Raw genomic sequence first — 24,970 nt, 5'->3', positions numbered from 1 at the left:
CGGTCAGTCCAACCGGACGCCTTCGCGCTGCAGCCTTTCGCGCAGCACTTCAATTTCAACCGTCAGATCACTTCGGTCATCCAATAGCATCTTGCGGGTGCGCGCGGCGAAATTCTGTTCCAGATCATCCAGCAACGATGAATAATCTGACAAGGCTTGCGCATCGCGGGTGCGCGCGTAGACATCTGCAAACTTGATCGTCGCATCGCGGGCACCTTGCAGATAAACCGTCAGGTATTTGCGGGCACCGGCCAGATCGCGCGGGTCTTCCTCGACTGTGCGGAAAAGATCGCGGGCGGTGTCCTGAAAGCGTTCAACCCGGGCTTCGACAGTACGGTCCCTGGCACGTTTGATTGCGTCGGTCATCTCGGACAGGTGGGCTTCGGCGTCTTCCACCACACGTGCGACGCGATCCTGTTGAAAGGTGTCTATACCTTCCATGCCCTTGTCTTTCATCGGATCAAGGCCAAACGAGACCGAGTGCAGAACTGCCGCCGCTGCGCCAAACAGAACAGGCGCCAGCAGACTGACCTGCGACACCGCCTCGGCATCCAGATACTCGGTCCGGTACGAGGCAAGCGCCACACCCAACCCGGTCAGAATGCTGGCGAAAATCTTGCGTGGAAAGGCGGGGCGGCGGGCTGTGCGACGGGCGTTGTAGGCCCCTTCGGCGCGCAGGCCTTCGCGCAGCAGAAACGCAGCTGCTGTCAGCAGACCGGCAGCTACAAGACCCATCGTCATGCCAATGGCGCCGTCGTTCAGAGACAGGAACACCAGTGGAATTGCCGGAATGAAAAGAACATTCGCCCGTGCGCCCGCAGGTTCGACCCGCGCGCTGTCAAATTGTCCGCGCTTAGGCTGATCCGAAGGTGTCGTATCACCCTGGGGGCTGTATTTTCCGCCGTACTTTTTGGCCATGCGCCTATAGCCCTCCCAGCAGGCCGGTGCATACTCCAAACAACAGCACCAGCAGTGCCGCGTAGGCCAGTTTTTGCACTCCGCTTCCGGACATGGCACCCCCAAGGACTTCCGCGTTCACAGAAAATTTAGTGTATGCGCGGGCTTGGCGCTAGGGGGAAGGTTGTGTGACTGGCGTCACTTGCGAGTTTTCTTGCCGACCGGGGGACGTTTTCGCTGTGGGCGTGTGGTCCGTTTAGCGGTGCCATCGGGTTTTTCGCCGCCTTTCAGCCCCAGCTGATCCCGCATCACGCGGCGGCGCACTTCTTCGACCTCGCCGGGCTTCAGGTCGCCCAACTGGAATGGTCCATACGAGACCCGGAGCAGGCGGTTCACCGCATACCCGATATCCTCGATTGCGCGGCGAATCTCGCGGTTCTTGCCTTCGCGCAGGCCGATCGTCAGCCAGGCGTTCGCCCCTTGTTGTCGGTCCAGGGAAACGGTCATCGGCTGAAACCGTTCCCCGTCGATCACCAGCCCCTTGCGCAGCGGCTCGAAGTCTTCATCTTTCGGCCGGCCGTTTACCCGGACGCGGTATTTGCGCAGCCAACCGGTCGAAGGCAGCTCCAGCTTGCGCTTGATGCCACCGTCATTGGTCAGCAGCAGCAACCCCTCGGAATTGAGGTCAAGCCGCCCGACGCTCATGACCCGGGGCATGTCCTCGGGCAGTTTGTCAAAAATCGTCGCGCGGCCCTTTTCGTCGCGTGTGGTTGTCACCAGCCCAGAAGGTTTGTGATACAGCCAAAGGCGCGAGGGTTCGGGTTCGGACACCGGCTTGCCATCGACCACAATTCTGTCTTTCGAGGTGACATTCAGCGCCGGGCTGTCGATCACTTTGCCATTCACGGCCACGCGACCTGCTTCGATCATGCGTTCAGCCTCGCGGCGCGAGGCGACGCCCGCGCGCGCAAGGACCTTGGCGATCCGGTCGCCGGGAGGAGGGGTGTTGCTCATGGATCCGGCCATAACCTATCCCGCCCGCTTGCGAAAGGCAGGTTTCTGATGCAGTTAGAGATATGGAATTCAGATCGCATATGAGCACGGCGCTGGAACAGGCCAGATTGGCAGGCGAACGCGGAGAGGTTCCGGTCGGTGCGGTTATCATCGCGCCCGACGGTCGGATTGTTGCGACCGCAGGCAACCGGACGCGCGAGTTGAATGATCCGACCGCCCATGCCGAGATTCTGGCCCTACGCGCTGCCTGCGCCGATGCTGGGTCCGAGCGACTACCGGATCATGACCTTTATGTCACGCTGGAGCCGTGTGCGATGTGCGCTGCCGCTTTGGCCGCCGCGCGCATCCGGCGTGTTTATTACGGGGCTGCCGATCCGAAATCGGGCGGTGTGGCACATGGCGCACGGGTCTTTACCCACCCGCAGACGCATCACAAGCCGGATGTTTATGATGGTATCGCAGCCAAAGAATGCGAAACCCTGCTGCTTGAGTTCTTTGCCGATAAGCGGGCCGGCAAGTGACCTTATCCTGACGTGGTTTGAAAGGGTCTAGGTCCAGTCCAAACGGTAGACTGTCTGTTGCCCGCCGAACCCTTTTAGCTGAACTGGTTTTGGGGCACTGAACTTCAATCCGGCGGTGTTCCCCACCAGCAGCCTTGTCACGTCAGTCACGTGAATTTCGTATGGCCCGCTGACATTCGTAACCCGCGCCGCCTTGTTTACGACGGACCCAAAGAAATCTTCGTCTTTGTGGATGACGTCGCCGGTATGGATCCCAATCCGAAGGCCAAGCGCCGTGTCGACGTTGGCCGACCTGTTTTCCCGTTGGAAATTGACGGCCGCCTGAACCGCGTCATGGACGGACGAAAAAATCGACATGGTTCCGTCTCCGAGCGATTTGACCAGACGCCCCTGATGCGCATGGATCACTTTCTCTGCCAGATCAAAGTGATCCGATATGACTTTGATCCACTCCTGATCGCCCAGTCGCCGTGTGATTTCGGATGATCCGGCAATGTCTGTGAACATGACCGAGGCGGTGCCCTCGCTCTGTTCCTGCGTGAACTCGCGCCGTGCCGCTTCGATCAACGCATTCAGGGCCTCATGTTCGATCCCGATCTTTTCCATGTTAGAGGTCGGATTGGAGACATGCATCTGCACCATTTTCCAGACGCCGTTTTCCAGATGGAGAACAAAGGTAAATCGATGCAACGCGGCCTTGCCGTTCGTGGCAAAGGTCATCGTCGCTTCACAATGCGCCCAACCGGCGTTTCCACACTCGAAGGCTTCCAGCGAATGTTCCTGCCAGGCATAGTCGGGAATTTCATTCGTATGATCGGCGAAACCCTGTCGGAACACCTGCCCGGACCAGGATTCTTCATCCGCCGATCCCTGATATCTCAGGTGTTCCGAAGTTGAGAGCATGTTCTCCAAAACCGCGCGGTCCCTGTCTTGCACGGCCTTGTTCCATCGCCGCACAACCGCGATCAATTCTGGTGAAGGAGAAACCTCGCCGCTCACATCGGACCTATAGTGTGATCGCCTGCATCACTTCAGGCTCGATCACATCGACGCCGGGCAGGCCGTCTTTCAGATCCTGCGCAGATTGCTCAAGGATCGGGAAGGTTTTGTAGTGGCAGGGTATCACGGTCCGAAAATTGAAATAGCGCTTGGACGCATAAGCCGCGCCTTTCATGTCCATGGTGAAATGGCCGCCCGCGGACAGAATGCCGATATCCGGTTTGTAATAGTCGCCCATCCAGTCCATGTCGGCCATGATATCAGTGTCACCAGAGACATACAGCGTTTTGCCCTCGGTGACGATCATGAACCCGACCTCGGTGCCGCCGGTGCGCAGCCCCTCCGGCGTCGAAAAGGTTGAACTGTGCGACGCAGGTACCATCGAAACCTTGACGCCGTTCAGGTCGACCGTGCCGCCTTTGTTGAACCCGACCGTTTCGATGCCTTCAGTTTCGCCCCAAAAACCCATCAGATCGTATTGGCCGACAACCGGCACGCCCAGGCGCTTCGCCAAGGGAAGGATATCGACCACATGGTCGAAATGGGTATGTGTCAGCAGGATATGCGTGGCCCCTTCGATCGCCGCGTCATGCTGAGTTTCGGGCAGGACGGGGTTACCGCTCAGCCAGGGATCGATCAGCAAGACCTGACCGCCGGTTTCGATGCGGAAACTGCCGTGACCCAACCAGATGATATTCATGAAAATCCTCCCATTCAGACTGTTGGCCTCAGCCTAGCATCGGCTATGTAAAAATCCATGGACTGGATGCAGGAAATCGATGGCTATTGCGAACGACTGTCGCCCGCGTATTGGGCTGAACCGGTCAATGCGCTGACCAATGCGGCCTTCCTGGTTGCTGCATGGGTAATGTGGCGCCGGGTACGAGGGCAGGGTATGCCCTTGGCGATGGTGCTGGTCGCAGTGCTTGCCCTGATCGGAGTGGGCAGTTTTCTGTTTCACACTCATGCACAGGTTTGGGCGGCTATTGCCGATACAACGCCCATCCTGCTGTTCATTCTGGTCTACATCTATGCGGTAAACCGCGACATCTGGCGGATGTCTCCGGTATGGGCGCTGGTCGGCACCGTGCTTTTCATCCCTTATGCGGCTGCGACAATCCCGCTGTTTCGGTTTGTGCCGGGTCTTGGCGGGTCCGCTGCCTACGCGCCGGTCCCGTTGCTGATCCTGATCTATGCTGCATTGTTGCGGTTAAAAAAACCTGTTCTGGCGCGCGGCATGGCCGCCGGGGCAGTACTGCTGATCCTGTCCATCACGTTCCGCGCGCTTGATCCGGCCCTGTGTGCCCAATTCCCGATGGGCACACACTTTATGTGGCATCTGTTGAACGCAACGATGCTGGGTTGGATGATCGAAGTCTACAGAAAGGACCTGGCCGAAAATCAGGTCTGATCGGCGCGAAAAGCATCTGCCAGATGATCGGGCAGGTCGAATTCCCGCAACACCCGCGCGCGCCCTTCGCCAGACATCTTTCGGGCCGTTTTCTCGACAATGCTTTGAATCTTCTCGGCCGAGTGTTTTGCAGCAAAGGGCTGGAAGTACCATTTGAGAAAGACGAAACAGATCACGTCTTCCAGGGCCTGCACTTCGGCATCGCGTTTGATGCCTTGCTTGCGCAGCATCCGGCCCGCGGCATCGATCTGATCGGTGCCATAGCCTTCCATTTCCATCAGGCCCATGACGACTTCGGCATGGTGAACGCCCTGCGCCTTGCGCCAAGCCAGATAACCGGCCCGCCCTTCGGGGTATTCGCTGCGCGCCAGTTTCCAGCGTTCCACGTGCTGACCGCGTGCCGCAATCTGCAGCGCGTCAGAGGCGTCGGGGAACAGCCGCGCAAGCTCCTCGCTCATCCGCTTGCCATAAAGCAGGGCCTCCGGCTCTCCGCCATCCTGGTTGGGGTCTTGTATGTTGACTGCGTCGATTGCGTCCAGGACGGCTTGTTTTTGTGCGCTCATGTATGGCTCCATAGTCTGGCAAGTCTGCACCTGCCGGATCTCCCGGCGGGTCCTTTCGCCCTATGGTAGCGGCTTGTCGCAGGGTCCGCAGCATGCAATTGCAGCAACGCCGGATCAGTCGCGGCATATCTGATCCGGCGCTTCCTTCTATTTAGTTCCCGCGAATTGTGGTGTCCTTGGTGACCGGCTGGGCAACCGGTTCGGGGAAGGTCAGGGTGCGGGTCAACGGGTTGAAATCAAAGCCCGAAGCCATTGCTGGTGCAATGGCGGCAGTTGCGGACAAAACGAAGGCGGTGATGAAGGTTTTCATGATCTTTCTCCGGGTTTTGTGCTGTTGCACATGTTAGAAAGTGAACAGCGCAGTTCAGTATTTCAAGATGCAAAGTGAACCGTGTAGTTCACTTTTTTGCATATGAGATATTCAGAATTGAATGGGGTGCTTCGGACCTGCCATGATCACCTTCGATCATCCGCCGAGTCTGTTGGTCTTGCGACCGGTGCGGCAGACGGGTAAATGCCCCCTAACGCATATGAGGTTTTCCGATGTCGATTGACCAAAGCACCGCCGCCAAGGTGGCCAAACTGGCCCGGATCAAGGTCGAGGATGATGCGCTGCCCGCGCTGGCGTCCGAGTTCAACACCATTCTTGGGTTCATCGAGCAACTCAACGAAGTGGATGTCGAAGGCGTCGAGCCGATGGTCTCGGTCGAGCCGATGCGCCTGAAACGTCGCGAGGATGTGGTCACTGACGGAAACCAGCAGGACAAGGTTCTAGCCAATGCCCCCGACGCCCGCGAAGGCTTTTTCGCAGTCCCCAAAGTGGTGGAGTAAGACATGAGCGATCTGAACAAACTGGGCCTGGCCGAAGCCCGAGACGCGCTGCGCAAGGGTGACGTGACCTCAGTCGAGCTGACCGAAGCCTGCCTGAAAGCAATCGATCAGGCAGATGCTTTGAATGCTTTTGTCCACAAGACGCCCGAGATTGCACTGGAGCGCGCCAAGGCGGCAGATGAGCGGATCAAGGGCGGCGACGCACCGTCGATGTGTGGCCTGCCGATTGGCATCAAGGATCTGTTCTGCACCAAGGGTGTGCCCTCGCAGGCGGCCTCGAAGATTCTGGAAGGTTTCAAGCCGGAATACGAATCCACCGTTTCGCAGCAACTGGCCGATGCGGGCGCGGTTATGCTGGGCAAGCTGAACATGGACGAGTTCGCCATGGGCAGCAGTAACGAAACCTCTGTATATGGCAACGCGGTCAGCCCCTGGCGCCGTGGCAATGACGACGCGCAACTGACACCAGGCGGTTCATCCGGTGGGTCGGCTTCGGCCGTGTCTGCCGACCTTTGCCTAGCGGCAACCGGTACCGATACCGGCGGTTCGATCCGTCAGCCTGCCGCCTTCACCGGCATCACCGGCATCAAGCCGACCTATGGTCGTTGCTCGCGCTGGGGTATCGTCGCCTTTGCCTCTTCGTTGGATCAGGCTGGTCCGATGACCAAGAACGTGCGCGATGCTGCGATCATGCTCGAGGCGATGTGCGGTCACGATCCCAAGGACTCGACCAGTGCCGAACTGGCGGTGCCGAACTTTGAGGCGATGCTGACCGGCGACATCAAGGGCAAAAAAATCGGTATCCCCAAAGAATACCGCATGGATGGAATGCCTGCTGAGATTGAAAAGCTTTGGGCCGAAGGGGCCGAGATGCTGAAAGCAGCGGGTGCCGAGATTGTCGATATTTCGCTGCCGCATACTAAATACGCGTTGCCCGCGTATTACGTGATCGCACCGGCCGAGGCGTCCTCGAACCTTGCGCGTTATGACGGTGTGCGTTATGGCCGCCGCGCGCAACTGGCGCAGGGTGACGGCATCACCGAGATGTACGAAAAGACCCGCGCCGAGGGTTTCGGACATGAGGTGCAGCGCCGTGTCATGATTGGTACTTATGTGCTGTCAGCCGGTTTCTATGACGCCTACTACAACCGCGCTCGCCGCGTTCGGACCCTGATCAAGAAAGATTTCGAGGACGCGTTTGCCGCCGGAATCGATGCGATTCTGACACCTGCGACACCGTCGGCCTCCTTTGGTCTGGGCGAGATGACCGAAGCCGACCCTGTTCAAATGTATTTGAACGACGTGTTCACAGTGACGGTGAATCTGGCCGGTCTGCCCGGTATTTCGGTGCCTGCGGGTCTGGATTCACAAGGTCTGCCCCTTGGCCTGCAACTGATCGGACGTCCGTGGGACGAAGGCGATCTGCTCAACACCGCCTATGCGCTGGAAAACGCGGCCGGTTTCGTGGCCAAGCCGGGGAAATGGTGGTAAGCCTCTGGCAACCAGAGCAGCAGACACGGAGCAGTCACATGCGCTTTTTGCTTCTGATCCCCGCCATCGGCGTGGTGGCGGCTTGCACCGACGTGGCACCAGTGGCCAACACGGGATTCAACACGCCTGATTACCAGGCGCAACGCGAGGCTGAACTGGCCGGGCAGGGACTGGGCGGTAATCCGTTGCTTGGCCCGGTGGACGTGTCCGCACAACCGCTTGGCGCTCCGGGTGCGGTGACACCCGTGGCGACCGGGGCCAATGCGGACATCGCTTCTCAGACAGCCGCCGCCTTGGCCAGCACTTCTCCGCAGGGCGCATCCACTCCGATCCCGGTGTCCAATGCACAGGGAATTTCCGACGAACAGGATTTTGCGGCCGTATCCAACCGCCGCAGCATCGAATCCGACGCCGCCCTGATCGAACAGAACCGCCAGACATACGAGGTGGTCGCACCAACCGCCGTACCGCAGCGCGGGTCGGACGGACAGCCCAACATCGTTCAATATGCTCTGAACACGTCGAACCCCGTGGGGACCCAGCTTTACAGCCGCGCCGGGTTCAACCTGCAGGCTAAGGCGCAGCGCAACTGCGCGAAATATCCTTCCCCGGATCAGGCACAGATCGATTTTCTGTCAAATGGCGGCCCGCAGCGGGATCGTCAGGGGCTTGACCCGGACGGTGACGGCTATGCTTGCAACTGGGACCCAAGCCCGTTCCGCAGTGCCGTCAGCAACTGATCCCCTGACGCCGATCTGGCACCGGTCCCCCAATTTCGGACCGCGCCGCGACGGGTTGAAGCCGTCTTTGGTTTTACTCCACTACACAGCGATGGACAGCGCGCAGGCGGCCTTGGAACGTCTGTGCGATCCGCAGGCCGAAGTCTCCGCACATTACCTGATCGGAAATGATGGCACCCTCTGGCAAATGGTGCCCGAGGAAGACCGCGCATGGCATGCCGGGGCAGGGGAGTGGCTCGGTCAAAGCGATATCAACTCGCGCTCGATCGGGGTCGAGCTGGACAATACAGGCTTTCATCCCTTTTCGCACCTTCAGATGAATGTGCTGGAACACCTGTTACCCCAAATCATGACGCGCTGGTCGATCCCGCCGCAAGGCGTGATCGGGCATTCCGACATGGCACCGGGCCGCAAATCAGACCCCGGCCCCCGCTTTGACTGGCCTCGGCTTGAACGTCAGGGGCTTGCGGCGCGGCGAGGGCAGGGAAGATGCCCTCTGAACGCGTTGACACAAGAGTTCCGCACCAAGGCCCGCCTGGCAGGCTATACCGCTGACACGGATGACGAAACACTCCTCACCGCCGTTCGGCTCAGATACCGCCCCTGGGCTAAAGGTCCGCTCACACCCGCTGACCTTGCGCCGATCAGCTGAGCAACCCTCAAACAAATCCGGGCTTCATCTGGCCAAAAATATCACGGGGTTGAATTGGCCGCAGGCCAAGAAGGGGCTGGCCCCTTCGCACCCTGTCCACTCTTGACGTCACCGCCCCCAAGGCATACCCAACGCCAGCGCGGAGGGCCGGATGGCCGCTGGGGTGCAAGCCCGAGAGGAAAGTCCGGACTCCACAAGGCAACGGTGCCGGGTAACGCCCGGGCGGGGCAACCCGACGGAAAGCGCCACAGAAAACAAACCGCCTTGCTTGCAGGGTAAGGATGAAACGGTGGGGTAAGAGCCCACCGCGCCGCTGGCAACAGCGGCGGCACGGCAAGCCCCACCGGGAGCAATGCCAAATAGGGTCCCCGCGCGGGCCGGTCGGCGCAAGCCGATACCGCCGCTAAGCGCGTCTTGGCCGAGAGGGACCGGGTTGGCAGCTTGAGCCGCTCAGCAATGTGCGGCCTAGAGGAATGGTCATCGAAGGGGGCAACCCCGGAACAAGATCCGGCTTACAGGCCCTCCGCGCGTATCCTCTTACCCTCCGGGCGGTGTGTAGGCACCGGTCAGGGCCGCCGCTTTTTCCGTGATGGCAACAAAATCCTCTGCCGTCCACGCGCGGACCGTCTCTATCTTGTCGACGGCGCCCGATGCGCCGACGGCCATTCCGACCGCAACTGCGTCGGTGCCGTCAGGTGCCTCACTGATCACAACCACATCATTCGATCCGGTGGTCATATAGAATGCCAGCAGCTTGCCGCCCACCTTGTCAAGCAGGGCTTTGACCGGCGCGGTGCGGTCTGATGGCTTTTGCAGCATTCCCTTGATGCCGGATTGGGAATAGGTGGCGTAAGTTATGAATAAAGGCATTTTCTCCTCCTGGGATCAATGTGACGGAACCCTGAATTCGGCCGGTTCCCTGGCCGTTTGAGAGCCTAGGTGCCGGAAGTTATCGCGCTTGCCAGCACCCAGGCACCTGTTGCAATCAACCCGATGCCCGTCGCCGGGATCAGCCAGCGGGCTCGGGGCAGAAGTTTTTCCAGCGCAACGTAAATTGCGATGGCGACAATCCAGTAGAGGTTCATGATGCCGCCGACGAACAGCAAGAGCATCAATGCCCAGCAGCAGCCCAGACAAAATGTCCCGTGAATGACGCCCATGCTGAACGCACCCGATGCGCCGGGCCGATTGTGTTCGGCTAGAAACCGGGCGGGGCTTTGGCAATGTCGCAAACAAGCGGATTTGAGCGATGAAAGCTGATAGAGGCCAGCCGCAATCAGGACACAGCCTGCAAATGCCTTTGACCGGACGGTCATCATGGGGCCATCAGACAGGCCGACATGCTCAAGACCCCATTGCGCCAGTGTCGCAAGCAGGCTGAAGCCCCCCCAGGCGATCAGGTATCCTGCGAGGAACAGCAAGCTGAGGCGGGCCGCATTGGCCTTGTCAGCGCCGACACGTTTGAGGGCCAGAAACAACAGGACAACAGGGGCCGCGCTGGGGGTCATCATGGCGATCATCATGACCCACCACATCAAAAAGATGAGCAGCGCGTAGGGCAGGCTCCATGGCCGGTCGACCGGCATCTGCATGGGCTCGCCGATTGGCCGGGCCATCCTTGTCATTTCGACGGCAGACATGTTCATGCCGATCCCGGTAATCGTGTACCATGAGGCCCCGAGAACGATCACCAAGACACTGACCAGAACGATCAGCCTGTCCTGCCTCAGCAACCGCTCAGCGACAGCCACGGGCGGTGCGTCAGAGTTTCGTGTCATGCGACGCCCCTGTTAAGCGCCCAAAACACCGTGGCCGGAAATGTTGAGATGCGCCAAGTGCGCGTGGGTGGCATCAAATGTCAGGCTTATGGCACCCCCGGATGTTCTCGTCGTACCTGCGGCGGATTCCGCGTGGCGGTACTCGAACCCGTTCGGCAGCTGGATGGATGCGCGGTGCGGCGCTCCAGATACGATATGCGGGATCGGGTTGACCTCGACGTCGAAGATACCGTGGACCTTCGCGAACCCCTTGCGTTCCTCGCGATCCCAGTCCAGCTCGATCGGAAGGTACAGAGTTTCGTGTTTCTGCGGGGCCATGGCGCTGTAGACGTACCACATGGTGGCCATTTCATCGGTGTCCTCGCCGGTCATGATCGCTTGCAGGGCCGCCCGCTGATCGGGACTGGCGCTTTCGTCGATGATAAGCTGCATCTGACCGCCGCCTTCGTGGATCGGTCCGGGCCAGTAATAGACGCCGGCAGCGCGCAAGCCCGCCAGATCGGTATCGCCATATTTGCCAGCTTCAATGTCAAAGACGACAACCGCTTCGCAGTTCCCATGTGTCGGAAGTACGCTGAACTGGCAAGGACAACCGAAATTGCAGTTACAATTGGCCAGCTCTTCCCCCTGAATAGTCCATTCTGTCATGATAGCCCCCCAGAAAAACATGCCTTAAAACTCTGCTGACAGAGGTTTCGCCTGTTTTCAGTGCCTCAAGCGTTAAGCGCTTAGATGGCTTCTTGGGTCAGTGAAGTGGCGGCACGGTATCACGAATTCGTGATCCGGGCAATTGAAGCTCCGCATGTGCGGGAAAGCGCCAGTTTAATGATGGAAATGCACGAGCGCGTACATGGTTTTTCGTTTTCGTATAGTCTTGTGTTTGCTGAGTTTTCAGTCCGCAACAGTCCAGCCGTTGTCCGGCGAATTCCGAAAGCCGGGTTAAAGGACGTCTGAGTAGGTGCGGTGAGGAGTAATTTTTGAATCGGGAGGACGATTATGAGTTTCATGAAAGCACTTGCCTCGGTGGCCGTAGGGTTTGCTGCCGCGAAAGGACTGGAGAAATACAAGCAGATGGGCGGCATGGCTGGCCTGCAGGATGCAATGCAGGGTGCGGGGGGCGGATTTGGCATGGACCAGCTTGGCAAGATGGCCGAGCAGTTCGGCATGCCCGGTGGGGCCGCCGGACTTCAGGAGATGATCGGCAAGCTGGGTATGGTCAACCCGGCAGGTGCCGCCGGGCTGGGCGGTCTGATGAACGCCATGCAAGGCGCGGCAAGGTCGGGCAGCCAGCAAACGGCGGACATGATGGATACCGTGTTCCGGGGAACACCCGGTGGCGCCGTCATGGAGGAGCAGGCCAAGCTGATGCTGCGGGCGATGATCCAGGCGGCCAAGGCGGATGGTGAACTGGACACCCATGAAAAAGAAACAATTCTGGGAGAGTTGGGGGACGACATCAGCGATGAGGAGCGAGCCTTCGTTCAAGAACAACTGAACGCGCCGATTGATGTCATGGGCTTGGCGGCCGCTGCGGGCGGACCTTTGAAAACACAGATATACGCCACGTCTCTGGCTGCGATTCGCCTGGATAACGCGCGTGAGGCGTCATACCTGCGTCAGCTGGCAACCGCATTGGGGCTGTCGGACGCGGAATGTAATCAGATTCATACCTATATGGGGGCACCGACACTTCCTGCATAAGGCCATCCCACCTTCTGCTGCCTCGATGCGCGCGATAGCCCTTGACATGGGCTGTGCAGCGCGTAAAAGCGCACGCTCATAGGAATTCAACCGAAAGGCCCCTGCCTTTTCGGACGCAGGAGATAACCATGGCGAAGCCGACGACAATCAAGATCCGTCTGAACTCGACCGCGGGCACGGGCCACTTCTACGTGACCAAGAAAAACGCTCGCACCATGACCGAGAAGATGACCATTCGTAAATACGACCCGGTCGCTCGCAAGCATGTCGAGTACAAGGAAGGCAAGATCAAGTAATCTGCCTGTCCATCCGGACACAGTTAAAGGGTTCTGCGAAGCAGGACCCTTTTTTGTTTTTCAACGTTTCACAAGCGCGTTTGTGCTTTCCCATGCACGTCCATGGCCGTTGCAGCAGAGCATCAGCATATGGCCCAATCGCATCCCCGGCGTCTTGCTTTTCGTGGCGACCTGCCGCTACGGTTGAGCAAACCGCCACAAAACGTTGAGCGCCATGAAAAAAATCTTGTTATCTTCGACCCTCGTTCTGAGCCTGTCGGCCTGTGAGGACCCGTTCAACCGCCAGGGCGTTGGTTTTACCGGCATTGATGGTGAACCGCGCACGGTCTCGGAAGTCGAAGGCGCAGTTGCATTTGCACCGCCAGCGACCAATGTACCTGCGGAACTCGCGAAAATTCCGACCGTTTCGGTCGTCTCGGATGAGACTGAATTGTCAAAAATCGCCGGTGTGGCGATTGCCAATGGCGGACAATCCGATGTCAGCGCCGTTCAATTGTCCAATCAGGGCAACAACCTGTACCTGAGCACTGTCAGCGTAAACGGCACGCTTTTCGGGGTTCTGCGCACCGCCAGCAACGGTGGAAAAGTGGACAGTTCCACCGGAGCGGCGTTTGGCGCCAACACGGAACGGTTCACCGGGTGCCTGCCAGCTGGCGAAGTGTACCGGAAAGGGTCTGACAGTCGCAGCTCCGGTTTTGCGGTGCCTCTGAACTGTAGCTGATACTCGGGCTGACAGCGAATTTGATTGGGCCCCACCTTTTCGGTGGGGCTTTTTCATTGAGGGCTAGGGTCACGCCATTCCATTATGGTCAGAGAATGGTTCGGCCCGGAATGGGCCATAAGGGCCTGGGACGGGGCGTTGAAACTGGCGACCGAGGCCGTGAGAACGCTTCCGCCAACCAGCCTCAGCCGCGATTTGACGGTTTCCAGCAGCGCGGTGCCGATGCCACGGCGGCGCGCGGCCCTGTCGACGCTGATCTGGTGGAGCACAGCGCGGGTATCAACCGGGTGAAAGGGTGACGCGGGGCGCCGGGAAATCTCAAAAATGGCATAACCCAGCAGCTTGTCGCGTTCGAAAAAACCGACAGTGAACAGGTTGGGCTGCATGAGCCGGGATTGGATGTAGTCGGTCAGCTCGGCATCCGGCGGCAGCGCTGCGTATCTTTCAGGCTGATGTTCCAGATGCAGGTCATGAACCTGGTGTAGCAAGGGTAAAATCAGATGGGCCTGATCTGGCCGGATATCCTGGATCGTCATTGGTTTTCTTTCCGCAAAAAAAGGGCGGGTCTTTCGGACCCGCCCTTTCGATTTGGATTGTGCGTCGCGTTATTCGCGGTTGCCAAACAGCTGCAGCAGGAACATGAACATGTTGATGAAGTCCAGATAGAGGCTCAGCGCGCCCATGATGGCGGCTTTGCCCAGCCATTCCTGATCATCCGAGTGGGCCATCTGCAGGTATGTGGCCTTGATGTTCTGCGTGTCATACGCGGTCAGACCGGCAAAGATCAGAACGCCGATGACCGAAATGGCGAAAGCCATGGCAGACGAGGCGATGAAGATGTTGACGATCGACGCCACGATCAGGCCGATCACGCCCATGATCAGGAACGTACCCATCGCCGAAAGATCTTTTTTGGTGGTGTAACCATACAGCGACAGGCCCGCGAAGGCGATCGCGGTGATCAGGAACACCTGAATGATCGACTGGCCGGTGAAGACCAGGAAAATCCAGCTGATCGATACACCCATGACAGCGGCAAACAGGTAGAACACCGTCTGTGCGCCGGCTGCGGACAGGCGATTGATCCCGGCGCTGAAGCCAAAGATGAAGGCCAGCGGGGCGAACATGATCACCCATTTGAGCGGCGAAGCGAACAGTGCGTATCCGAGCGACGTCAGATACTTGGTCTCGCTCAGCTGAGCTGCCGCGGCAGACGGATCAGTTGTGGTCGCAAGGCCGGCGATGGCCCATGCAGCCAGGAAAGTGATCAGCATGCCCACGGACATGGTGCCGTAGACTTTGTTCATGTGGGCGCGCAGGCCCTCGTCAATCTGGGCGGCGCGCGCACCGGTCGCCGTCCGGATCGTGTCAAATTGTGCCATTAAGGGTCTCCCTTTGCGATTCTGGTTCAGCCCGCAGTTGCAGACCGATTTCCCTGCAAATATCGGAGAGTGAGGCACATGTTTCAAGAGTTTTACGCCCAAAACCTGCTAAAACACTCGACAAATCTGACGGCATTGTTTCAGTTGCCGCCAGATCGCGATGCTTGGCCGGTCAATACAGGCGTTTGTGCCAGTTTTCGGGAGCATCCCAGAACGGGCGGGCTGCTTCGCGACTGGCCTCGGTGTGTGTCACGCCGATGTCTTTCAGTGCGTTGCCATCCAGCTTGGCAAGGTCACGACGCTGCCGGGCAAGGCCAAGAAGATCCCGCAATCTGTAGCCTTTCGATGGCTGTTTGCATACGTGCTCGTGTGATGCTGCAATTTGGGTCATAACGGTTGTCCTTTCCTTGCTCTGTGATGATTAATGCAGTTTGCATCAACTTCCTTGATTTATATGTATCACTGTGGCACATTTTAAAAATGAATGTTTTTGACGTGAACCATCAGGATTCGTGAAATGAGAAATTTGGACATCACCACTTTGCGGTCCTTCGTTGCCGTGGCCGATCAGGGCGGCGTCACACGCGCCGCCGGTTTTCTGCACCTGACGCAATCTGCGGTTTCGATGCAGCTCAAGCGGTTGGAGGAGCTTCTGGGCCTTGAGCTACTGGATCGCAGCGGCAGAACCATCGCTTTGACGGCGTCGGGCGAACAATTGCTGGCCTACGCGCGCCGCATGATCGCCCTGAACGACGAAGTGATCTCGAAACTCACCGATCAGGCTTTCGAAGGCGAAGTCGTGCTGGGCGTGCCGCATGACATTGTTTATCCGGCCATCCCGCGCGTGCTACAGCGTTTCAACGCAGATTTTCCGCGTGTCCGCGTCCAGCTGGTTTCGTCCTATTCGTTGCAACTCAAGGACATGTACAAGCGCGGCGAATGTGATCTGATACTGACGACCGAGGCCTCGGCGGCCGAAGGTGCAGAAACCGTGGCCGAGTTGCCGTTGCGCTGGATTGGAGCTTCTGGCGGGTCAGCGTGGCGCAAACGCCCGTTGCCTTTGGCGCTTGGGCGGCGCTGTTTGTTCCGGCCCCAGGTCATCGCGGCGCTGGACGCGGCGGGTATCCCCTGGGAATTGTCTGTCGAAACAGAAAACGACCGTACAATCGAAGCGACCGTCAGCGCCGATCTTGCCGTTCACGCAATGCTGGATGGAACGGAGGCCGCGCATCTGCAGCAGATCGACTCGGGTGGGGCATTGCCAGAGCTGCCTGCCCACATGATCAACCTTTACGGAGGAGATCCCGGTCGCGGCGCGGTGATCGAGGAGCTGGCGTCGCTGGTTCGTCAGAATTTTCGCATGGTGGGCGGCACCCCTTTGAAGGCGGTGGTCGGGTGACAGGCCTCAGATCGTGATGACGATCTTGCCGGTTGATTTCCGTTTTTTCAGCAAGCGCATGCCCTGTTCCACGTCCTTGAGGGGCAGGGTGTGGCTGATATGCGGCTTGATCCGGCCTTCGGCGTGCCAACGGAACAGCGTGTCAAAGCTGTCGCGCACGATCTGCGGCCTGAATTTCAGATACCCACCGATATAAAGCCCGATTACGGTCAGGTTCTTGACCAGAAGATGGTTGGCCGGAATTTGCGGAACCTCTCCACCCGCAAAGCCGATCGGTAGCAGTCGGCCTTCGGGGTTTGTGGCACGAAAGGCGGCTTTGAACACGTCGCCGCCAATCGCATCATAAACCACGTCCGCCCCACCCAGTTCCCTGACGCGGGCGCGCAGGTCTTCGGAGGCATCCACGAGATGATCCGCACCTGCCGCGCGGGCCACCGCAAGCTTTTCAGAACCACGGGCCTGCGCAATCACTGTCGCGCCCATCAGTTTGCCGATTTCGACGGCAGTCAGGCCGACGCCGCCCGCCGCGCCGGTGACCAAAAGGGTTTCGCCGGGTTGCAGGCGCGCACGATGATCCAACGCGATATGGCTGGTGCCGTATGCAATCTGAATGGCGGCAGCGTCCTCGAAGTTGATCTGATCGGGCAGGAGAATCGCCCTTTCGGCATCGAATACGCCAAACTCGGCCAATCCACCCTGACCTGAATAGACCGCAACACGGTCCCCGGGCTTCAGATGAGAGACATTGTTTCCAATTTCATCAACAATACCCGCGATCTCCATGCCCAACGTGAACGGAGTATCCGGCGTGTCCTGATACGTGCCGTTCTGCATAAGCAGATCCGCAAAATTCAATCCGCACGCTTTAATAGCGACCCGAACCTGGTCCTGCCCCGGCTTTGGGACGTTGATGTTGCAGAGCCGGGCTGTTGATTCTCCGGATTGAAGGCGAAAGGCCAGCATCGTCGCGCTCCTTGTTTTTCGCATAGGCCAGCGATGCGGGGGGAATGTCAATCAATTACCAGAGAGCGCGTGAATGATGTATGATAGGGCTTCGTTGATTGTGTCTGTTCGGGAAACAGAGCGCTCAAAACCGGCGGTTGTACAACCACAAACCATTATACGATGTTACTGATTCAACCTTCTTGAAAAAAAAGACAAAAGAGGTGATATTGAAATCTGGTGCTGTTTCGGGGGGAGCACATTCCTGAATTAGGGAATAGTTAACAGCGGCTCGCTAGGTTGGCGAACACGTTTGTTTTTTTGCGTAACCCCCGGCAGTTGTGTGTGTAGTAGAGGAGAATACCAATGACTCATCACGTCGATGTCCATGTGGGCAAACGCGTAAGGCATCGCCGCTGGCTGATTGGCATGACCCAGCAGCAGCTGGCCGAGCAGGTTGGTATCAAGTTTCAGCAAATCCAGAAATACGAAACCGGGGCCAACCGGATCAGCGCATCGCGCCTTTGGGACATCGCCGAAGCATTGGATGTGCCGGTCAGCTTTTTCTTTGAGGGTCTGGAAGAAACCCAGAAAGAAGATGCCGGGAAGAAATCGGTGCCTGCCGATCTGATGGGGGATAAGGAAGCTTTGGATCTGGTTCGCTCGTACTACGCGATCCCGGAAAACCAGCGCCGTCGTCTGTTCGAACTGGCGCGTGTTCTCAGTGACGTCGCCTGATCAGCAGGCTTGACTTCGGAACGCGCTGACCGCACGGGTTGCGCATGTATCAAAGTTCAGCAACCGATCTGGAAATCGCCGGGGAAATGGCCGATGCGGCGCGCGCGGCCATACTTCCTTACTTCCGGCAGTCCGATCTTGAAACGTCCAACAAACTGGCTGATGGGTTTGACCCCGTAACAATCGCTGACCGCGAGGCGGAAAAGGCGATGCGGGCAGTTCTGGCGCGGCGCTGCCCTCAGGATGGTATTTTCGGCGAGGAATTCGGCCATGTCGATGGCACCAGCGGGCGGACCTGGGTTCTTGATCCGATCGATGGTACGCGAGGGTTCATCAGCGGTACCCCGACATGGGGCGTTCTGATTGCTTTGAGCACGCAGGACGGGCCGATCCTGGGTGTGATTGACCAGCCTTACATTGGTGAGCGGTTCGTGGGGTCCGCACATTCGGCACAGGTCACAGGCCCGACAGGCACCCGGAAGCTCAGGACCCGGTCCACGCAATCGCTGGATCAGGCGATGGTGTTCACAACCTTTCCCGAAGTTGGAACGCCTGAAGACCGGGCCGGGTTTGAGGCGGTGTCTCAGCAAGCCAGACTGACCCGTTATGGAATGGACTGTTACGCCTACGCCCTTCTGGCGGCAGGGCAGGTTGATCTGGTGATCGAGGCCGGACTGAACGCTTATGACATTCAGGCGCCGATCGCCGTCATTCAGGCGGCGGGTGGTATCGTGACAGATTGGCAGGGCAGACCGGCCCACAATGGAGGCCGCGCACTGGCGGCTGCCAACCCGGACATCCACGCCTCTGCGCTAGAGATTCTTCGCAATTTCTGAAACCTGTTGATGGCACCCGCAGCCGCCGGTACAGTGCCGATGGCTGGTTCTTGTGTCCGTTTTCCGCCAGCCCATGCACTTCTTGCACGAGACGGACTGATGCAGGAGGGCACAAATTGACTGATACTCTAATAAAGAATGCCGATTTCATTCTGACGATGAATGACGATCGGCAGGAACTGAATGGCGCGGACATCCTGATCCGGGACGGCGTTATTGCTGAATTGGGGCAGGGGCTTACCACAACCGGTGACGTGCACGACGCTATGGGCTGCGTCGTGACCCCCGGCCTGGTGAATACGCACCACCACCTTTACCAAACTCTGACCCGGGCGGTTCCCGGAGGTCAGGATGCGCTGTTGTTTGGCTGGCTGCAAACACTCTACCCGATATGGTCCCGCTTTGGCCCGGAAGAGATGTTCGTTTCTGCTCAGATCGGATTGGCCGAACTGGCGCTTTCGGGATGCACGCTCAGTTCCGATCATCTGTATCTTTATCCCAATGGCGCGCGACTGGACGACACCATCGCCGCCGCCGCCGAACTGGGCCTGCGCTTTCATCCGACACGCGGTGCGATGAGTATCGGTGAGAGCGATGGTGGCCTGCCGCCGGACATGTTGGTCGAGGCAGAGCAGGATATTCTGTCTGACATGATCCGGGTTGTGGACAAATCCCACGATCCATCCGAAGGGTCGATGTGCCGCGTCGGTCTGGCCCCGTGCTCACCATTCTCGGTCAGTCGTGAACTGATGCGCGACACGGCGGTGCTGGCACGGGACAAGCGCGTGATGCTGCACACGCATCTGGCCGAAAATGACGAAGACATTGCATATTCCCAGTCACAATTCGGATGCCGCCCGGGCCAGTATGCGCAGGAGTTGGGGTGGACTGGTTCGGACGTCTGGCACGCCCATTGCGTCAAACTGGACCGAGCCGAAATTGACCTGTTTGCCCGAACCCGCACCGGTGTTGCGCATTGCCCATGCTCAAACTGCCGGTTGGGGTCAGGCATCGCGCCGGTCCGCGCAATGCGCGACGCGGGCGTTCCGGTTGCGTTGGGCGTTGACGGGTCGGCCAGCAATGACGGCGGCAATCTGGTGGCCGAGGCCCGGCAGGCGATGCTGTTGCAGCGGGTCGCGAATGGCGCGGATGCCATGTCGGCCCGCGAAGCGCTCGAGATTGCCACCCGTGGCGGTGCAGACGTGCTCAATCGCGCCGATTGCGGGCGGCTTATGCCCGGCAAACGCGCCGATATTGCGATCTGGGATGTATCCGGCATCGAAAGCGCGGGAAGCTGGGATCCGGCCGCCTTGCTGCTTGCGGGGCCGGTTCGGGTCAAACATCTGTTCGTCGAAGGCAGACAAATCGTGCGGGATGGGCATATAGTTACGCTGGACATGCCCCGCGTGATCGAACGCCAGAATGAACTTGCGCGGGCTCTTGCCGGATAAGCGTCGATCTCGTCGTCTGTTCAGAAATTCCGTTGCCGGAGGAATGCGCCGTCAGGCGTATTCCTTCAAACCGTGACTGGTTTGCCGGCAATCCGGACCTCGGCAATGGCCCGGTCATCCCCCATCATGATGGTTGGGAAAACGGCTTCCCAAAGGTCTTCTGCGCAGGCTTCGCGCTGGGCAATGGCCGGGGTCGAGGCCAGGTCGAGAACCACCAGATCCGCCTCCATCCTCGGGGCAATATTGCCGATGCAATTGTCCATTCGCAGCGACCGGGCCGATCCGACGGTGGCCAGCCACAACAATTGTGCCGCATGCAACGGCGATCCGCGCAACTGGCCGATCTCGTAAGCTGCGGCCATTGTCCGCAACATCGAGAAACTCGATCCTCCGCCGGTATCTGTCGCCAGCCCGACCCGGTGACCGTCCTTCATCAGCCCGGCCATGTCGAACAGGCCCGAGCCTATGAAAGTGTTCGAGGTCGGGCAGTGAATCAGGGCCGCATCCAGTTCGCGCAACCGGTCGCGTTCCCGTGGCTCAAGATGAATGGCGTGACCGTACAGGCCATGGCTGGCCAGCAGACCAAACTTTTCGTAGGTGTCCAGGTAATCGCGCGCGTCGGGAAACAGCGACCGGACCCATTCGATCTCATCTGTCTGTTCGCTCAGGTGCGTCTGCATCAGGCAATGTGGGTGCTCGGCCCACAATGCCCCCATGGCTTCAAGCTGTTCCGGGGTCGAAGTTGGTGAAAAACGGGGCGTAATGGCATAGGACAGCCGGTCGATGCCGTGCCACTTCTCCAGCAGTGCTTCGGACTGATCATAGGCCGTCTGTGCCGTGTCGCGCAGACCCTCGGGTGCATTGCGGTCCATACAGGTCTTGCCGGCCACGACCCGCTGTCCACGCTGCTGCGCTGCAGTGAAAAAGGCGTCGACGCTTTCCGGGTGGATGGTGCAGAAACTGCACATCGTTGTTGTCCCATGCGCAGCCGTCAGGTCCAGATACCGGTTGGCGATCTCGCTGGCATAGGTGATTTCACCAAACTTCATCTCTTCGGGGAATGTATAGGAGTTCAGCCAATCGATCAGCCGCTTGCCCCAGCTGGCAATCATGGCTGTCTGCGGATAGTGCACATGCGCGTCAACGAACCCTGCCATGATCAGGTGCTGTCCGTGATCGACGATTGCGGCATCCGGATGCGCTTCTGTCAGGCTCCGGGTGTCACCTACGGCCGCGATATGGCCGTCATCGATGACGACCGCCTCGCTGATGGTGACGGCATCTGTCGGTTCACCTTCGAAAGGTGAGCCCGAAAAGCTCAGGACACGTCCCTTCAACAGTGTTTTTTGCGCCATTTCCGCTTTCCTCCGCCCGGCTGAGACCGCGAAACACCATAAGCGCGCGGAAGATGCCGGTAAATTGGCGCATTGTCATTGTTTTCCGGTAGCTGCTTCTTCTAATTAGGGGCAAATGGAAATTCGCGGGGGCAGCATATGACAACAGGCTTTGATGAACCCGTAACCGAGTCCGCCGAGGACGAAGATGTCTACGCGCTGGACCGCCGGACTGTGGCAGCCATCCTTTATGCTGTCGATGTAGAAGATCGCGACAAACTCGTCGAATTAATGGAGCCGCTGCACGCGGCTGACATCGCCGACCTTCTGGAGCAGGTCAATCCGTTCGATCGTGCCCGGCTGATCCGTTTGTATGACAAGGAGTTTGACGGCGACATTCTTTCCGAACTGGATGAAGTGGTTCGGGAAGAGGTGATTGGCGTTCTGCGCCCGGATGTTCTGGCCGATGCTGTCCGCGATATGGAAAGCGACGATGTCGTCGACCTGCTGGAAGACCTTGAGGAACCTCAGCAGGAAGCCATTCTGGGCGCGCTGGAGCATGCCGAGCGGATCGCGGCCCTGCAGGCGCTGTCTTACCCGGAAAATTCCGCCGGTCGCCTCATGCAGCGCGAAGTGGTCATGGCGCCCGAGCATTGGACAGTGGGTCAGGCCATTGATTTCATGCGCGCCAATGACGACCTGCCCGAGCAATTCTATCACGTCATTCTTATCGATCCCCGCCTGAAACCGGTGGCGCAGGTCGCCCTGGGAAAACTGATGGCAACCCGGCGCGAAGTTCCGCTGCGCGACATCGCAGAAGAGGAATTCTATACCATCCCCGTCGATCAGGACGAAGAGGATGTGGCCTATGCCTTCAACCAGTACCACCTGATCTCGGCTCCGGTCATGGATGACGATGGGCGGCTGGTGGGTGTAATCACCATCGACGATGCGATGGTTGTTCTGGACGAAGAACACGAGGAAGACATCCTGCGTCTGGCCGGGGTCAGCGACGAAAGCTCACTGTCCGACAGCGTGGCTGCGACCAGCAGGCGCCGACTGCCGTGGCTGGCGGTGAACCTGTGTACCGCCATCTGTGCCTCGCTGGTGATTTCGCAGTTCGAAGCGGCCATCGACCAACTGGTAGCGCTGGCGATTCTGATGCCGATCGTTGCATCGATGGGCGGCAATGCGGGCACTCAGTCGCTGACGGTTGCCGTGCGTGCACTGGCAACGCGCGACCTGACGGGTTCGAACGTAAGGCGCGTGATCCGGCGGGAGTTGCTGGTTGGGATGCTCAACGGTCTGTGTTTTGCCGTCGTTCTGGGCACGGTTGGCATGTTGTGGTTCGATTCGCCGCTATTGGGTGTCGTGATCGGGTCCGCGCTGGTCGTGAACATGATCATCGCGGGCTTTGCAGGTACGGTAGTACCGGTCTTGCTGGACCGTATGGGTGTTGACCCGGCGCTGGCATCTGGAACCTTTGTGACGACAACCACGGATGTCATGGGGTTCTTCATCTTTCTGGGGCTTGCCAGCGTGGTGCTATTGTGACCGAAACGACCGATCTGACAGAAATCAAGGCCGCCGCCCGAAAGGCCGCTTTCGCCCGCCGCAAGGCGGCGTTTGACACGCGCATGCCCGGCGCGGCAGGGCGATTGTCAGAGGTTCTGGCCGGGTATCGCGGGGTGCCGCTGTCGGGCTACATGCCGATCCGCACCGAGATCGACCCGCTGGCGGCAATGGCCGAGGCGTCGGCCTACGGGCCAGTCGGCGTTCCGTTGATTCAGGCCGCGGGGCAACCACTGAGGTTTTCCCGTTGGACCCCCGATGGTGTTTTGAAAGATGGGCCGTTTGGCGCCAAAGTGCCCGAGGTCGACGATTATTTCGACCCCGAGATCCTGATCGTGCCATTGGTTGCCTTTGACGCGCAGGGCGGCAGGCTGGGCTATGGCGGCGGGTTCTATGATCGCACGCTGGAGGGGCTGCGCGCCAAACGCCCGACGTTGGCCATCGGGTTTGCATTTGATGCGCAGCAGGCCGAGGGGTTGCCTCTGGAACCGACAGATCAGCCGCTGGATATGGTGATCACTGAAAGCCGTGTTCTGACCTTTTCCGATTGATCGTCAGGCCGGGTTGTTTTCGCGGAAATATTCCCAGGCGTCGACTTCGCGCCCGTCTTCCAGAATGCAGAAGCCGGACTGGCCGTCGGCACCGTCCCGGATCTCATACCGTGCGCCGCTTTCCACGCAAAAGGTCGCGGCCGGGTTGGCCAGCTGAGTGGAAGACTCGCCGGAAGAAGGCTGATCACATGCTGCCAGCGAGGCCAGACCAACAATCGCCACAAAGATGCGGAACATACAAATTCTCCTGTGTTGGGTATATTGACGGATTGTGCAGACAGTTTAACCGCTTGTGCTTGCCTGATGCCACACTTAGGACGGTTGAATGAGGATACTTTTTCTGGGTGACGTCATGGGCCGTACGGGACGCGCGGCCATACAACAGCATCTGCCGCGTCTGCGCGACGAATGGCGGCTGGATTTTGTTGTGGTCAACGGTGAAAACGCCTCGAACGGGATGGGGCTTACGGGTGATCACGCAAAGCTGTTGCTGGATGCGGGGGCCGATTGCCTGACACTGGGCGATCATGCGTTCGACCAGAAAGACATGCTGCAATTCATCGAGAAAGAATCGCGCATCGTGCGACCGGTGAATTTCGCCAAGGGTGCGCCCGGTCGGGGGCATCGTCTGTTCAACGCGCAGGGTGGACGCAAGGTGCTGGTTGTGCAGGTGTTGGGGCAGGTGTTCATGAAGCGGCCCTTTGACGATCCGTTCTCGGCTATCGAGCCGATCCTCAAGTCGCATCCCCGTGGCGGGCAGGCGCAGGCCATCATTGTCGACATGCATTGCGAGGCAACGTCCGAGAAAATGGCCATGGGTCACTATTGCGACAGGCGCGCCAGCCTTGTGGTCGGCACGCACACGCATGTGCCGACGGCAGATGCGCAGATATTGCCGGGCGGCACGGCTTATCTGACGGATGCCGGGATGTGCGGAGACTACGATTCGGTCATCGGCATGGACAAGCAGGAGCCGATGAGGCGGTTTATCACCGGAATGCCCAAGGCCCGGTTCACACCTGCGAATGGCGAAGCCACTCTAAGCGGAGTTTTTGTCGAAACCGATGATCGCGACGGTCAGGCCAAGTCGATTCACATGGTGCGGGTGGGCGGCCGGCTGCAACAAGCAGGCCCGCCGGGTGCATGACAG

At 59.0% G+C, this 24,970-nt stretch carries 31 protein-coding genes and 1 other RNA gene; 17 read left to right on the top strand and 15 right to left on the bottom strand.

Features of this window, described 5'->3' with window-relative positions; all coding sequences use genetic code 11:
* Positions 1-3: 3 nt before the first annotated feature.
* Both ACR0J8_RS01425 and ACR0J8_RS01420 read right to left on the bottom strand, forming a co-directional pair.
* Complete coding sequence (locus tag ACR0J8_RS01425) at positions 4-918, bottom strand: 5-bromo-4-chloroindolyl phosphate hydrolysis family protein (RefSeq protein WP_480525627.1); 915 nt, start codon at positions 916-918, stop codon at positions 4-6.
* Positions 919-1,095: 177 nt separating this feature from the next.
* The gene (locus ACR0J8_RS01420) at positions 1,096-1,911 is read right to left on the bottom strand and encodes a pseudouridine synthase (protein WP_480888753.1); all 816 of its coding nucleotides are present in this window, start codon (positions 1,909-1,911) and stop codon (positions 1,096-1,098) included.
* A 62-nt stretch (positions 1,912-1,973) separates the two neighbouring features.
* On the opposite strand from ACR0J8_RS01420, the gene ACR0J8_RS01415 reads away from it, so the two are divergent.
* The gene (locus ACR0J8_RS01415) at positions 1,974-2,432 is read left to right on the top strand and encodes a nucleoside deaminase (RefSeq protein WP_480525631.1); all 459 of its coding nucleotides are present in this window, start codon (positions 1,974-1,976) and stop codon (positions 2,430-2,432) included.
* 27 nt (positions 2,433-2,459) lie between these two features.
* On the opposite strand, the gene ACR0J8_RS01410 is transcribed toward ACR0J8_RS01415, so the two are convergent.
* Both ACR0J8_RS01410 and ACR0J8_RS01405 read right to left on the bottom strand, forming a co-directional pair.
* Entirely contained in the window at positions 2,460-3,389 is a 930-nt protein-coding gene (locus ACR0J8_RS01410) for an adenylate/guanylate cyclase domain-containing protein (RefSeq protein ID WP_480888804.1), read from the bottom strand.
* A 49-nt stretch (positions 3,390-3,438) separates the two neighbouring features.
* On the bottom strand, positions 3,439-4,131 hold the full coding sequence (locus tag ACR0J8_RS01405; protein ID WP_480525634.1) for a metal-dependent hydrolase: 693 nt from the start codon (positions 4,129-4,131) through the stop codon (positions 3,439-3,441).
* Positions 4,132-4,188: 57 nt separating this feature from the next.
* Here ACR0J8_RS01405 and ACR0J8_RS01400 point away from each other — a divergent pair, with 57 nt between their 5' ends.
* Positions 4,189-4,842, top strand: coding sequence for a ceramidase domain-containing protein (locus tag ACR0J8_RS01400; protein ID WP_480525636.1), 654 nt, complete (start codon positions 4,189-4,191; stop codon positions 4,840-4,842).
* Here ACR0J8_RS01400 and ACR0J8_RS01395 read toward each other — a convergent pair.
* Both ACR0J8_RS01395 and ACR0J8_RS01390 read right to left on the bottom strand, forming a co-directional pair.
* Complete coding sequence (locus ACR0J8_RS01395) at positions 4,833-5,405, bottom strand: DUF4202 domain-containing protein (protein WP_480525638.1); 573 nt, start codon at positions 5,403-5,405, stop codon at positions 4,833-4,835. The genes ACR0J8_RS01400 and ACR0J8_RS01395 overlap by 10 nt on opposite strands.
* 151 nt (positions 5,406-5,556) lie before the next feature.
* The gene (locus tag ACR0J8_RS01390; protein ID WP_480525640.1) at positions 5,557-5,715 is read right to left on the bottom strand and encodes a hypothetical protein; all 159 of its coding nucleotides are present in this window, start codon (positions 5,713-5,715) and stop codon (positions 5,557-5,559) included.
* A 233-nt stretch (positions 5,716-5,948) separates the two neighbouring features.
* Here ACR0J8_RS01390 and gatC point away from each other — a divergent pair, with 233 nt between their 5' ends.
* The 5 genes from gatC (at position 5,949) to rnpB (ending at position 9,650) form a co-directional block, all read left to right on the top strand.
* A complete protein-coding gene (gene gatC / locus ACR0J8_RS01385; protein ID WP_170325838.1) occupies positions 5,949-6,236 on the top strand; it encodes an Asp-tRNA(Asn)/Glu-tRNA(Gln) amidotransferase subunit GatC in 288 nt (95 codons plus the stop codon).
* Between the two features lie 3 nt (positions 6,237-6,239).
* Positions 6,240-7,727: an Asp-tRNA(Asn)/Glu-tRNA(Gln) amidotransferase subunit GatA gene (gene gatA / locus ACR0J8_RS01380; protein WP_170609860.1), complete on the top strand. Its 1,488-nt coding sequence runs from the start codon at positions 6,240-6,242 to the stop codon at positions 7,725-7,727.
* A 38-nt stretch (positions 7,728-7,765) separates the two neighbouring features.
* Complete coding sequence (locus ACR0J8_RS01375) at positions 7,766-8,467, top strand: hypothetical protein (RefSeq protein WP_170816665.1); 702 nt, start codon at positions 7,766-7,768, stop codon at positions 8,465-8,467.
* A complete protein-coding gene (locus tag ACR0J8_RS01370) occupies positions 8,418-9,119 on the top strand; it encodes an N-acetylmuramoyl-L-alanine amidase (protein ID WP_480525642.1) in 702 nt (233 codons plus the stop codon). The genes ACR0J8_RS01375 and ACR0J8_RS01370 overlap by 50 nt, the downstream gene beginning before the upstream one ends.
* Positions 9,120-9,258: 139 nt before the next feature.
* Positions 9,259-9,650, top strand: an RNA gene (rnpB, locus tag ACR0J8_RS01365) — RNase P RNA component class A.
* A gap of 6 nt (positions 9,651-9,656) precedes the next feature.
* Here the strand turns inward: rnpB and ACR0J8_RS01360 are convergent.
* From ACR0J8_RS01360 to ACR0J8_RS01350, 3 genes are all read right to left on the bottom strand, one after another.
* Entirely contained in the window at positions 9,657-9,989 is a 333-nt protein-coding gene (locus ACR0J8_RS01360) for a GYD domain-containing protein (protein WP_170609866.1), read from the bottom strand.
* 65 nt (positions 9,990-10,054) lie between these two features.
* Positions 10,055-10,897, bottom strand: a complete 843-nt coding sequence (locus ACR0J8_RS01355; RefSeq protein WP_480525644.1) for a DUF2182 domain-containing protein — start codon at positions 10,895-10,897, stop codon at positions 10,055-10,057.
* Positions 10,898-10,909: 12 nt separating this feature from the next.
* Positions 10,910-11,545 (bottom strand): DUF1326 domain-containing protein, encoded by a 636-nt coding sequence (locus ACR0J8_RS01350; RefSeq protein WP_170609870.1) that lies wholly within the window; start codon positions 11,543-11,545, stop codon positions 10,910-10,912.
* 348 nt (positions 11,546-11,893) lie between these two features.
* On the opposite strand from ACR0J8_RS01350, the gene ACR0J8_RS01345 reads away from it, so the two are divergent.
* The 3 genes from ACR0J8_RS01345 to ACR0J8_RS01335 all read left to right on the top strand — a co-directional run bounded on the left by ACR0J8_RS01345 (position 11,894) and on the right by ACR0J8_RS01335 (position 13,615).
* Positions 11,894-12,598 (top strand): DUF533 domain-containing protein, encoded by a 705-nt coding sequence (locus ACR0J8_RS01345; RefSeq protein ID WP_321252040.1) that lies wholly within the window; start codon positions 11,894-11,896, stop codon positions 12,596-12,598.
* A gap of 128 nt (positions 12,599-12,726) precedes the next feature.
* A complete protein-coding gene (gene rpmG / locus ACR0J8_RS01340; protein ID WP_010441901.1) occupies positions 12,727-12,894 on the top strand; it encodes a 50S ribosomal protein L33 in 168 nt (55 codons plus the stop codon).
* A gap of 214 nt (positions 12,895-13,108) precedes the next feature.
* Positions 13,109-13,615, top strand: coding sequence for a hypothetical protein (locus tag ACR0J8_RS01335; protein WP_480525646.1), 507 nt, complete (start codon positions 13,109-13,111; stop codon positions 13,613-13,615).
* A gap of 53 nt (positions 13,616-13,668) precedes the next feature.
* Here ACR0J8_RS01335 and ACR0J8_RS01330 read toward each other — a convergent pair whose 3' ends face one another.
* The 3 genes from ACR0J8_RS01330 to ACR0J8_RS01320 all read right to left on the bottom strand — a co-directional run bounded on the left by ACR0J8_RS01330 (position 13,669) and on the right by ACR0J8_RS01320 (position 15,388).
* Positions 13,669-14,151, bottom strand: coding sequence for an N-acetyltransferase family protein (locus tag ACR0J8_RS01330; RefSeq protein WP_480525648.1), 483 nt, complete (start codon positions 14,149-14,151; stop codon positions 13,669-13,671).
* A gap of 69 nt (positions 14,152-14,220) precedes the next feature.
* Positions 14,221-14,997 (bottom strand): Bax inhibitor-1/YccA family protein, encoded by a 777-nt coding sequence (locus ACR0J8_RS01325; protein ID WP_480525650.1) that lies wholly within the window; start codon positions 14,995-14,997, stop codon positions 14,221-14,223.
* A 172-nt stretch (positions 14,998-15,169) separates the two neighbouring features.
* Positions 15,170-15,388 carry a DUF1127 domain-containing protein gene (locus ACR0J8_RS01320; RefSeq protein WP_480525652.1) on the bottom strand — a complete coding sequence of 73 codons (219 nt, stop codon included), beginning with the start codon at positions 15,386-15,388 and terminating at the stop codon, positions 15,170-15,172.
* 126 nt (positions 15,389-15,514) lie between these two features.
* On the opposite strand from ACR0J8_RS01320, the gene ACR0J8_RS01315 reads away from it, so the two are divergent.
* Positions 15,515-16,396, top strand: coding sequence for a LysR family transcriptional regulator (locus ACR0J8_RS01315; protein WP_170609881.1), 882 nt, complete (start codon positions 15,515-15,517; stop codon positions 16,394-16,396).
* Positions 16,397-16,402: 6 nt separating this feature from the next.
* On the opposite strand, the gene ACR0J8_RS01310 is transcribed toward ACR0J8_RS01315, so the two are convergent.
* Positions 16,403-17,359: an NADPH:quinone oxidoreductase family protein gene (locus tag ACR0J8_RS01310; RefSeq protein ID WP_480525654.1), complete on the bottom strand. Its 957-nt coding sequence runs from the start codon at positions 17,357-17,359 to the stop codon at positions 16,403-16,405.
* Positions 17,360-17,704: 345 nt separating this feature from the next.
* Here ACR0J8_RS01310 and ACR0J8_RS01305 point away from each other — a divergent pair, with 345 nt between their 5' ends.
* The 3 genes from ACR0J8_RS01305 (at position 17,705) to ACR0J8_RS01295 (ending at position 20,363) form a co-directional block, all read left to right on the top strand.
* Positions 17,705-18,076 carry a helix-turn-helix domain-containing protein gene (locus tag ACR0J8_RS01305; protein WP_170609884.1) on the top strand — a complete coding sequence of 124 codons (372 nt, stop codon included), beginning with the start codon at positions 17,705-17,707 and terminating at the stop codon, positions 18,074-18,076.
* 44 nt (positions 18,077-18,120) lie between these two features.
* Positions 18,121-18,912, top strand: a complete 792-nt coding sequence (gene hisN, locus ACR0J8_RS01300; protein WP_480525656.1) for a histidinol-phosphatase — start codon at positions 18,121-18,123, stop codon at positions 18,910-18,912.
* A 116-nt stretch (positions 18,913-19,028) separates the two neighbouring features.
* Positions 19,029-20,363, top strand: a complete 1,335-nt coding sequence (locus ACR0J8_RS01295; RefSeq protein WP_480888748.1) for an 8-oxoguanine deaminase — start codon at positions 19,029-19,031, stop codon at positions 20,361-20,363.
* Between the two features lie 65 nt (positions 20,364-20,428).
* On the opposite strand, the gene guaD is transcribed toward ACR0J8_RS01295, so the two are convergent.
* Positions 20,429-21,718, bottom strand: a complete 1,290-nt coding sequence (gene guaD, locus ACR0J8_RS01290; RefSeq protein ID WP_480888747.1) for a guanine deaminase — start codon at positions 21,716-21,718, stop codon at positions 20,429-20,431.
* Positions 21,719-21,856: 138 nt separating this feature from the next.
* Between guaD and mgtE the strand changes: the two genes are divergently transcribed.
* Together mgtE and ACR0J8_RS01280 are read left to right on the top strand one after the other, a co-directional pair.
* Positions 21,857-23,251, top strand: a complete 1,395-nt coding sequence (gene mgtE, locus ACR0J8_RS01285) for a magnesium transporter (RefSeq protein WP_480525663.1) — start codon at positions 21,857-21,859, stop codon at positions 23,249-23,251.
* Entirely contained in the window at positions 23,248-23,820 is a 573-nt protein-coding gene (locus ACR0J8_RS01280) for a 5-formyltetrahydrofolate cyclo-ligase (RefSeq protein WP_480525665.1), read from the top strand. The genes mgtE and ACR0J8_RS01280 overlap by 4 nt, the downstream gene beginning before the upstream one ends.
* Positions 23,821-23,823: 3 nt before the next feature.
* Here ACR0J8_RS01280 and ACR0J8_RS01275 read toward each other — a convergent pair whose 3' ends face one another.
* Positions 23,824-24,057, bottom strand: a complete 234-nt coding sequence (locus tag ACR0J8_RS01275) for a putative hemolysin (protein ID WP_480525667.1) — start codon at positions 24,055-24,057, stop codon at positions 23,824-23,826.
* A gap of 88 nt (positions 24,058-24,145) precedes the next feature.
* Between ACR0J8_RS01275 and ACR0J8_RS01270 the strand changes: the two genes are divergently transcribed.
* Positions 24,146-24,967 (top strand): TIGR00282 family metallophosphoesterase, encoded by an 822-nt coding sequence (locus tag ACR0J8_RS01270; RefSeq protein WP_480525669.1) that lies wholly within the window; start codon positions 24,146-24,148, stop codon positions 24,965-24,967.
* Positions 24,968-24,970: the final 3 nt, after the last annotated feature.

This window comes from Ruegeria sp. N11, assembly GCF_056531525.1.
The sequence above is the reverse complement of the archived record's forward strand: the minus strand, read 5'-3'. Positions and strand labels throughout refer to the sequence as shown.

What these genes read in the sequence shown, in the direction of transcription:
- ACR0J8_RS01425 (WP_480525627.1), bottom strand. Translation starts at nt 918, where the DNA reads ATGGCCAAAAAGTACGGCGGAAAATACAGCCCCCAGGGTGATACGACA.
- ACR0J8_RS01420 (WP_480888753.1), bottom strand. Translation starts at nt 1,911, where the DNA reads ATGAGCAACACCCCTCCTCCCGGCGACCGGATCGCCAAGGTCCTTGCG.
- ACR0J8_RS01415 (WP_480525631.1), top strand. Translation starts at nt 1,974, where the DNA reads ATGGAATTCAGATCGCATATGAGCACGGCGCTGGAACAGGCCAGATTG.
- ACR0J8_RS01405 (WP_480525634.1), bottom strand. Translation starts at nt 4,131, where the DNA reads ATGAATATCATCTGGTTGGGTCACGGCAGTTTCCGCATCGAAACCGGC.
- ACR0J8_RS01400 (WP_480525636.1), top strand. Translation starts at nt 4,189, where the DNA reads ATGGACTGGATGCAGGAAATCGATGGCTATTGCGAACGACTGTCGCCC.
- ACR0J8_RS01395 (WP_480525638.1), bottom strand. Translation starts at nt 5,405, where the DNA reads ATGAGCGCACAAAAACAAGCCGTCCTGGACGCAATCGACGCAGTCAAC.
- ACR0J8_RS01390 (WP_480525640.1), bottom strand. Translation starts at nt 5,715, where the DNA reads ATGAAAACCTTCATCACCGCCTTCGTTTTGTCCGCAACTGCCGCCATT.
- gatC (WP_170325838.1), top strand. Translation starts at nt 5,949, where the DNA reads ATGTCGATTGACCAAAGCACCGCCGCCAAGGTGGCCAAACTGGCCCGG.
- gatA (WP_170609860.1), top strand. Translation starts at nt 6,240, where the DNA reads ATGAGCGATCTGAACAAACTGGGCCTGGCCGAAGCCCGAGACGCGCTG.
- ACR0J8_RS01375 (WP_170816665.1), top strand. Translation starts at nt 7,766, where the DNA reads ATGCGCTTTTTGCTTCTGATCCCCGCCATCGGCGTGGTGGCGGCTTGC.
- ACR0J8_RS01370 (WP_480525642.1), top strand. Translation starts at nt 8,418, where the DNA reads ATGCTTGCAACTGGGACCCAAGCCCGTTCCGCAGTGCCGTCAGCAACT.
- ACR0J8_RS01360 (WP_170609866.1), bottom strand. Translation starts at nt 9,989, where the DNA reads ATGCCTTTATTCATAACTTACGCCACCTATTCCCAATCCGGCATCAAG.
- ACR0J8_RS01355 (WP_480525644.1), bottom strand. Translation starts at nt 10,897, where the DNA reads ATGACACGAAACTCTGACGCACCGCCCGTGGCTGTCGCTGAGCGGTTG.
- ACR0J8_RS01350 (WP_170609870.1), bottom strand. Translation starts at nt 11,545, where the DNA reads ATGACAGAATGGACTATTCAGGGGGAAGAGCTGGCCAATTGTAACTGC.
- ACR0J8_RS01345 (WP_321252040.1), top strand. Translation starts at nt 11,894, where the DNA reads ATGAGTTTCATGAAAGCACTTGCCTCGGTGGCCGTAGGGTTTGCTGCC.
- rpmG (WP_010441901.1), top strand. Translation starts at nt 12,727, where the DNA reads ATGGCGAAGCCGACGACAATCAAGATCCGTCTGAACTCGACCGCGGGC.
- ACR0J8_RS01335 (WP_480525646.1), top strand. Translation starts at nt 13,109, where the DNA reads ATGAAAAAAATCTTGTTATCTTCGACCCTCGTTCTGAGCCTGTCGGCC.
- ACR0J8_RS01330 (WP_480525648.1), bottom strand. Translation starts at nt 14,151, where the DNA reads ATGACGATCCAGGATATCCGGCCAGATCAGGCCCATCTGATTTTACCC.
- ACR0J8_RS01325 (WP_480525650.1), bottom strand. Translation starts at nt 14,997, where the DNA reads ATGGCACAATTTGACACGATCCGGACGGCGACCGGTGCGCGCGCCGCC.
- ACR0J8_RS01320 (WP_480525652.1), bottom strand. Translation starts at nt 15,388, where the DNA reads ATGACCCAAATTGCAGCATCACACGAGCACGTATGCAAACAGCCATCG.
- ACR0J8_RS01315 (WP_170609881.1), top strand. Translation starts at nt 15,515, where the DNA reads ATGAGAAATTTGGACATCACCACTTTGCGGTCCTTCGTTGCCGTGGCC.
- ACR0J8_RS01310 (WP_480525654.1), bottom strand. Translation starts at nt 17,359, where the DNA reads ATGCTGGCCTTTCGCCTTCAATCCGGAGAATCAACAGCCCGGCTCTGC.
- ACR0J8_RS01305 (WP_170609884.1), top strand. Translation starts at nt 17,705, where the DNA reads ATGACTCATCACGTCGATGTCCATGTGGGCAAACGCGTAAGGCATCGC.
- hisN (WP_480525656.1), top strand. Translation starts at nt 18,121, where the DNA reads ATGTATCAAAGTTCAGCAACCGATCTGGAAATCGCCGGGGAAATGGCC.
- guaD (WP_480888747.1), bottom strand. Translation starts at nt 21,718, where the DNA reads ATGGCGCAAAAAACACTGTTGAAGGGACGTGTCCTGAGCTTTTCGGGC.
- mgtE (WP_480525663.1), top strand. Translation starts at nt 21,857, where the DNA reads ATGACAACAGGCTTTGATGAACCCGTAACCGAGTCCGCCGAGGACGAA.
- ACR0J8_RS01275 (WP_480525667.1), bottom strand. Translation starts at nt 24,057, where the DNA reads ATGTTCCGCATCTTTGTGGCGATTGTTGGTCTGGCCTCGCTGGCAGCA.
- ACR0J8_RS01270 (WP_480525669.1), top strand. Translation starts at nt 24,146, where the DNA reads ATGAGGATACTTTTTCTGGGTGACGTCATGGGCCGTACGGGACGCGCG.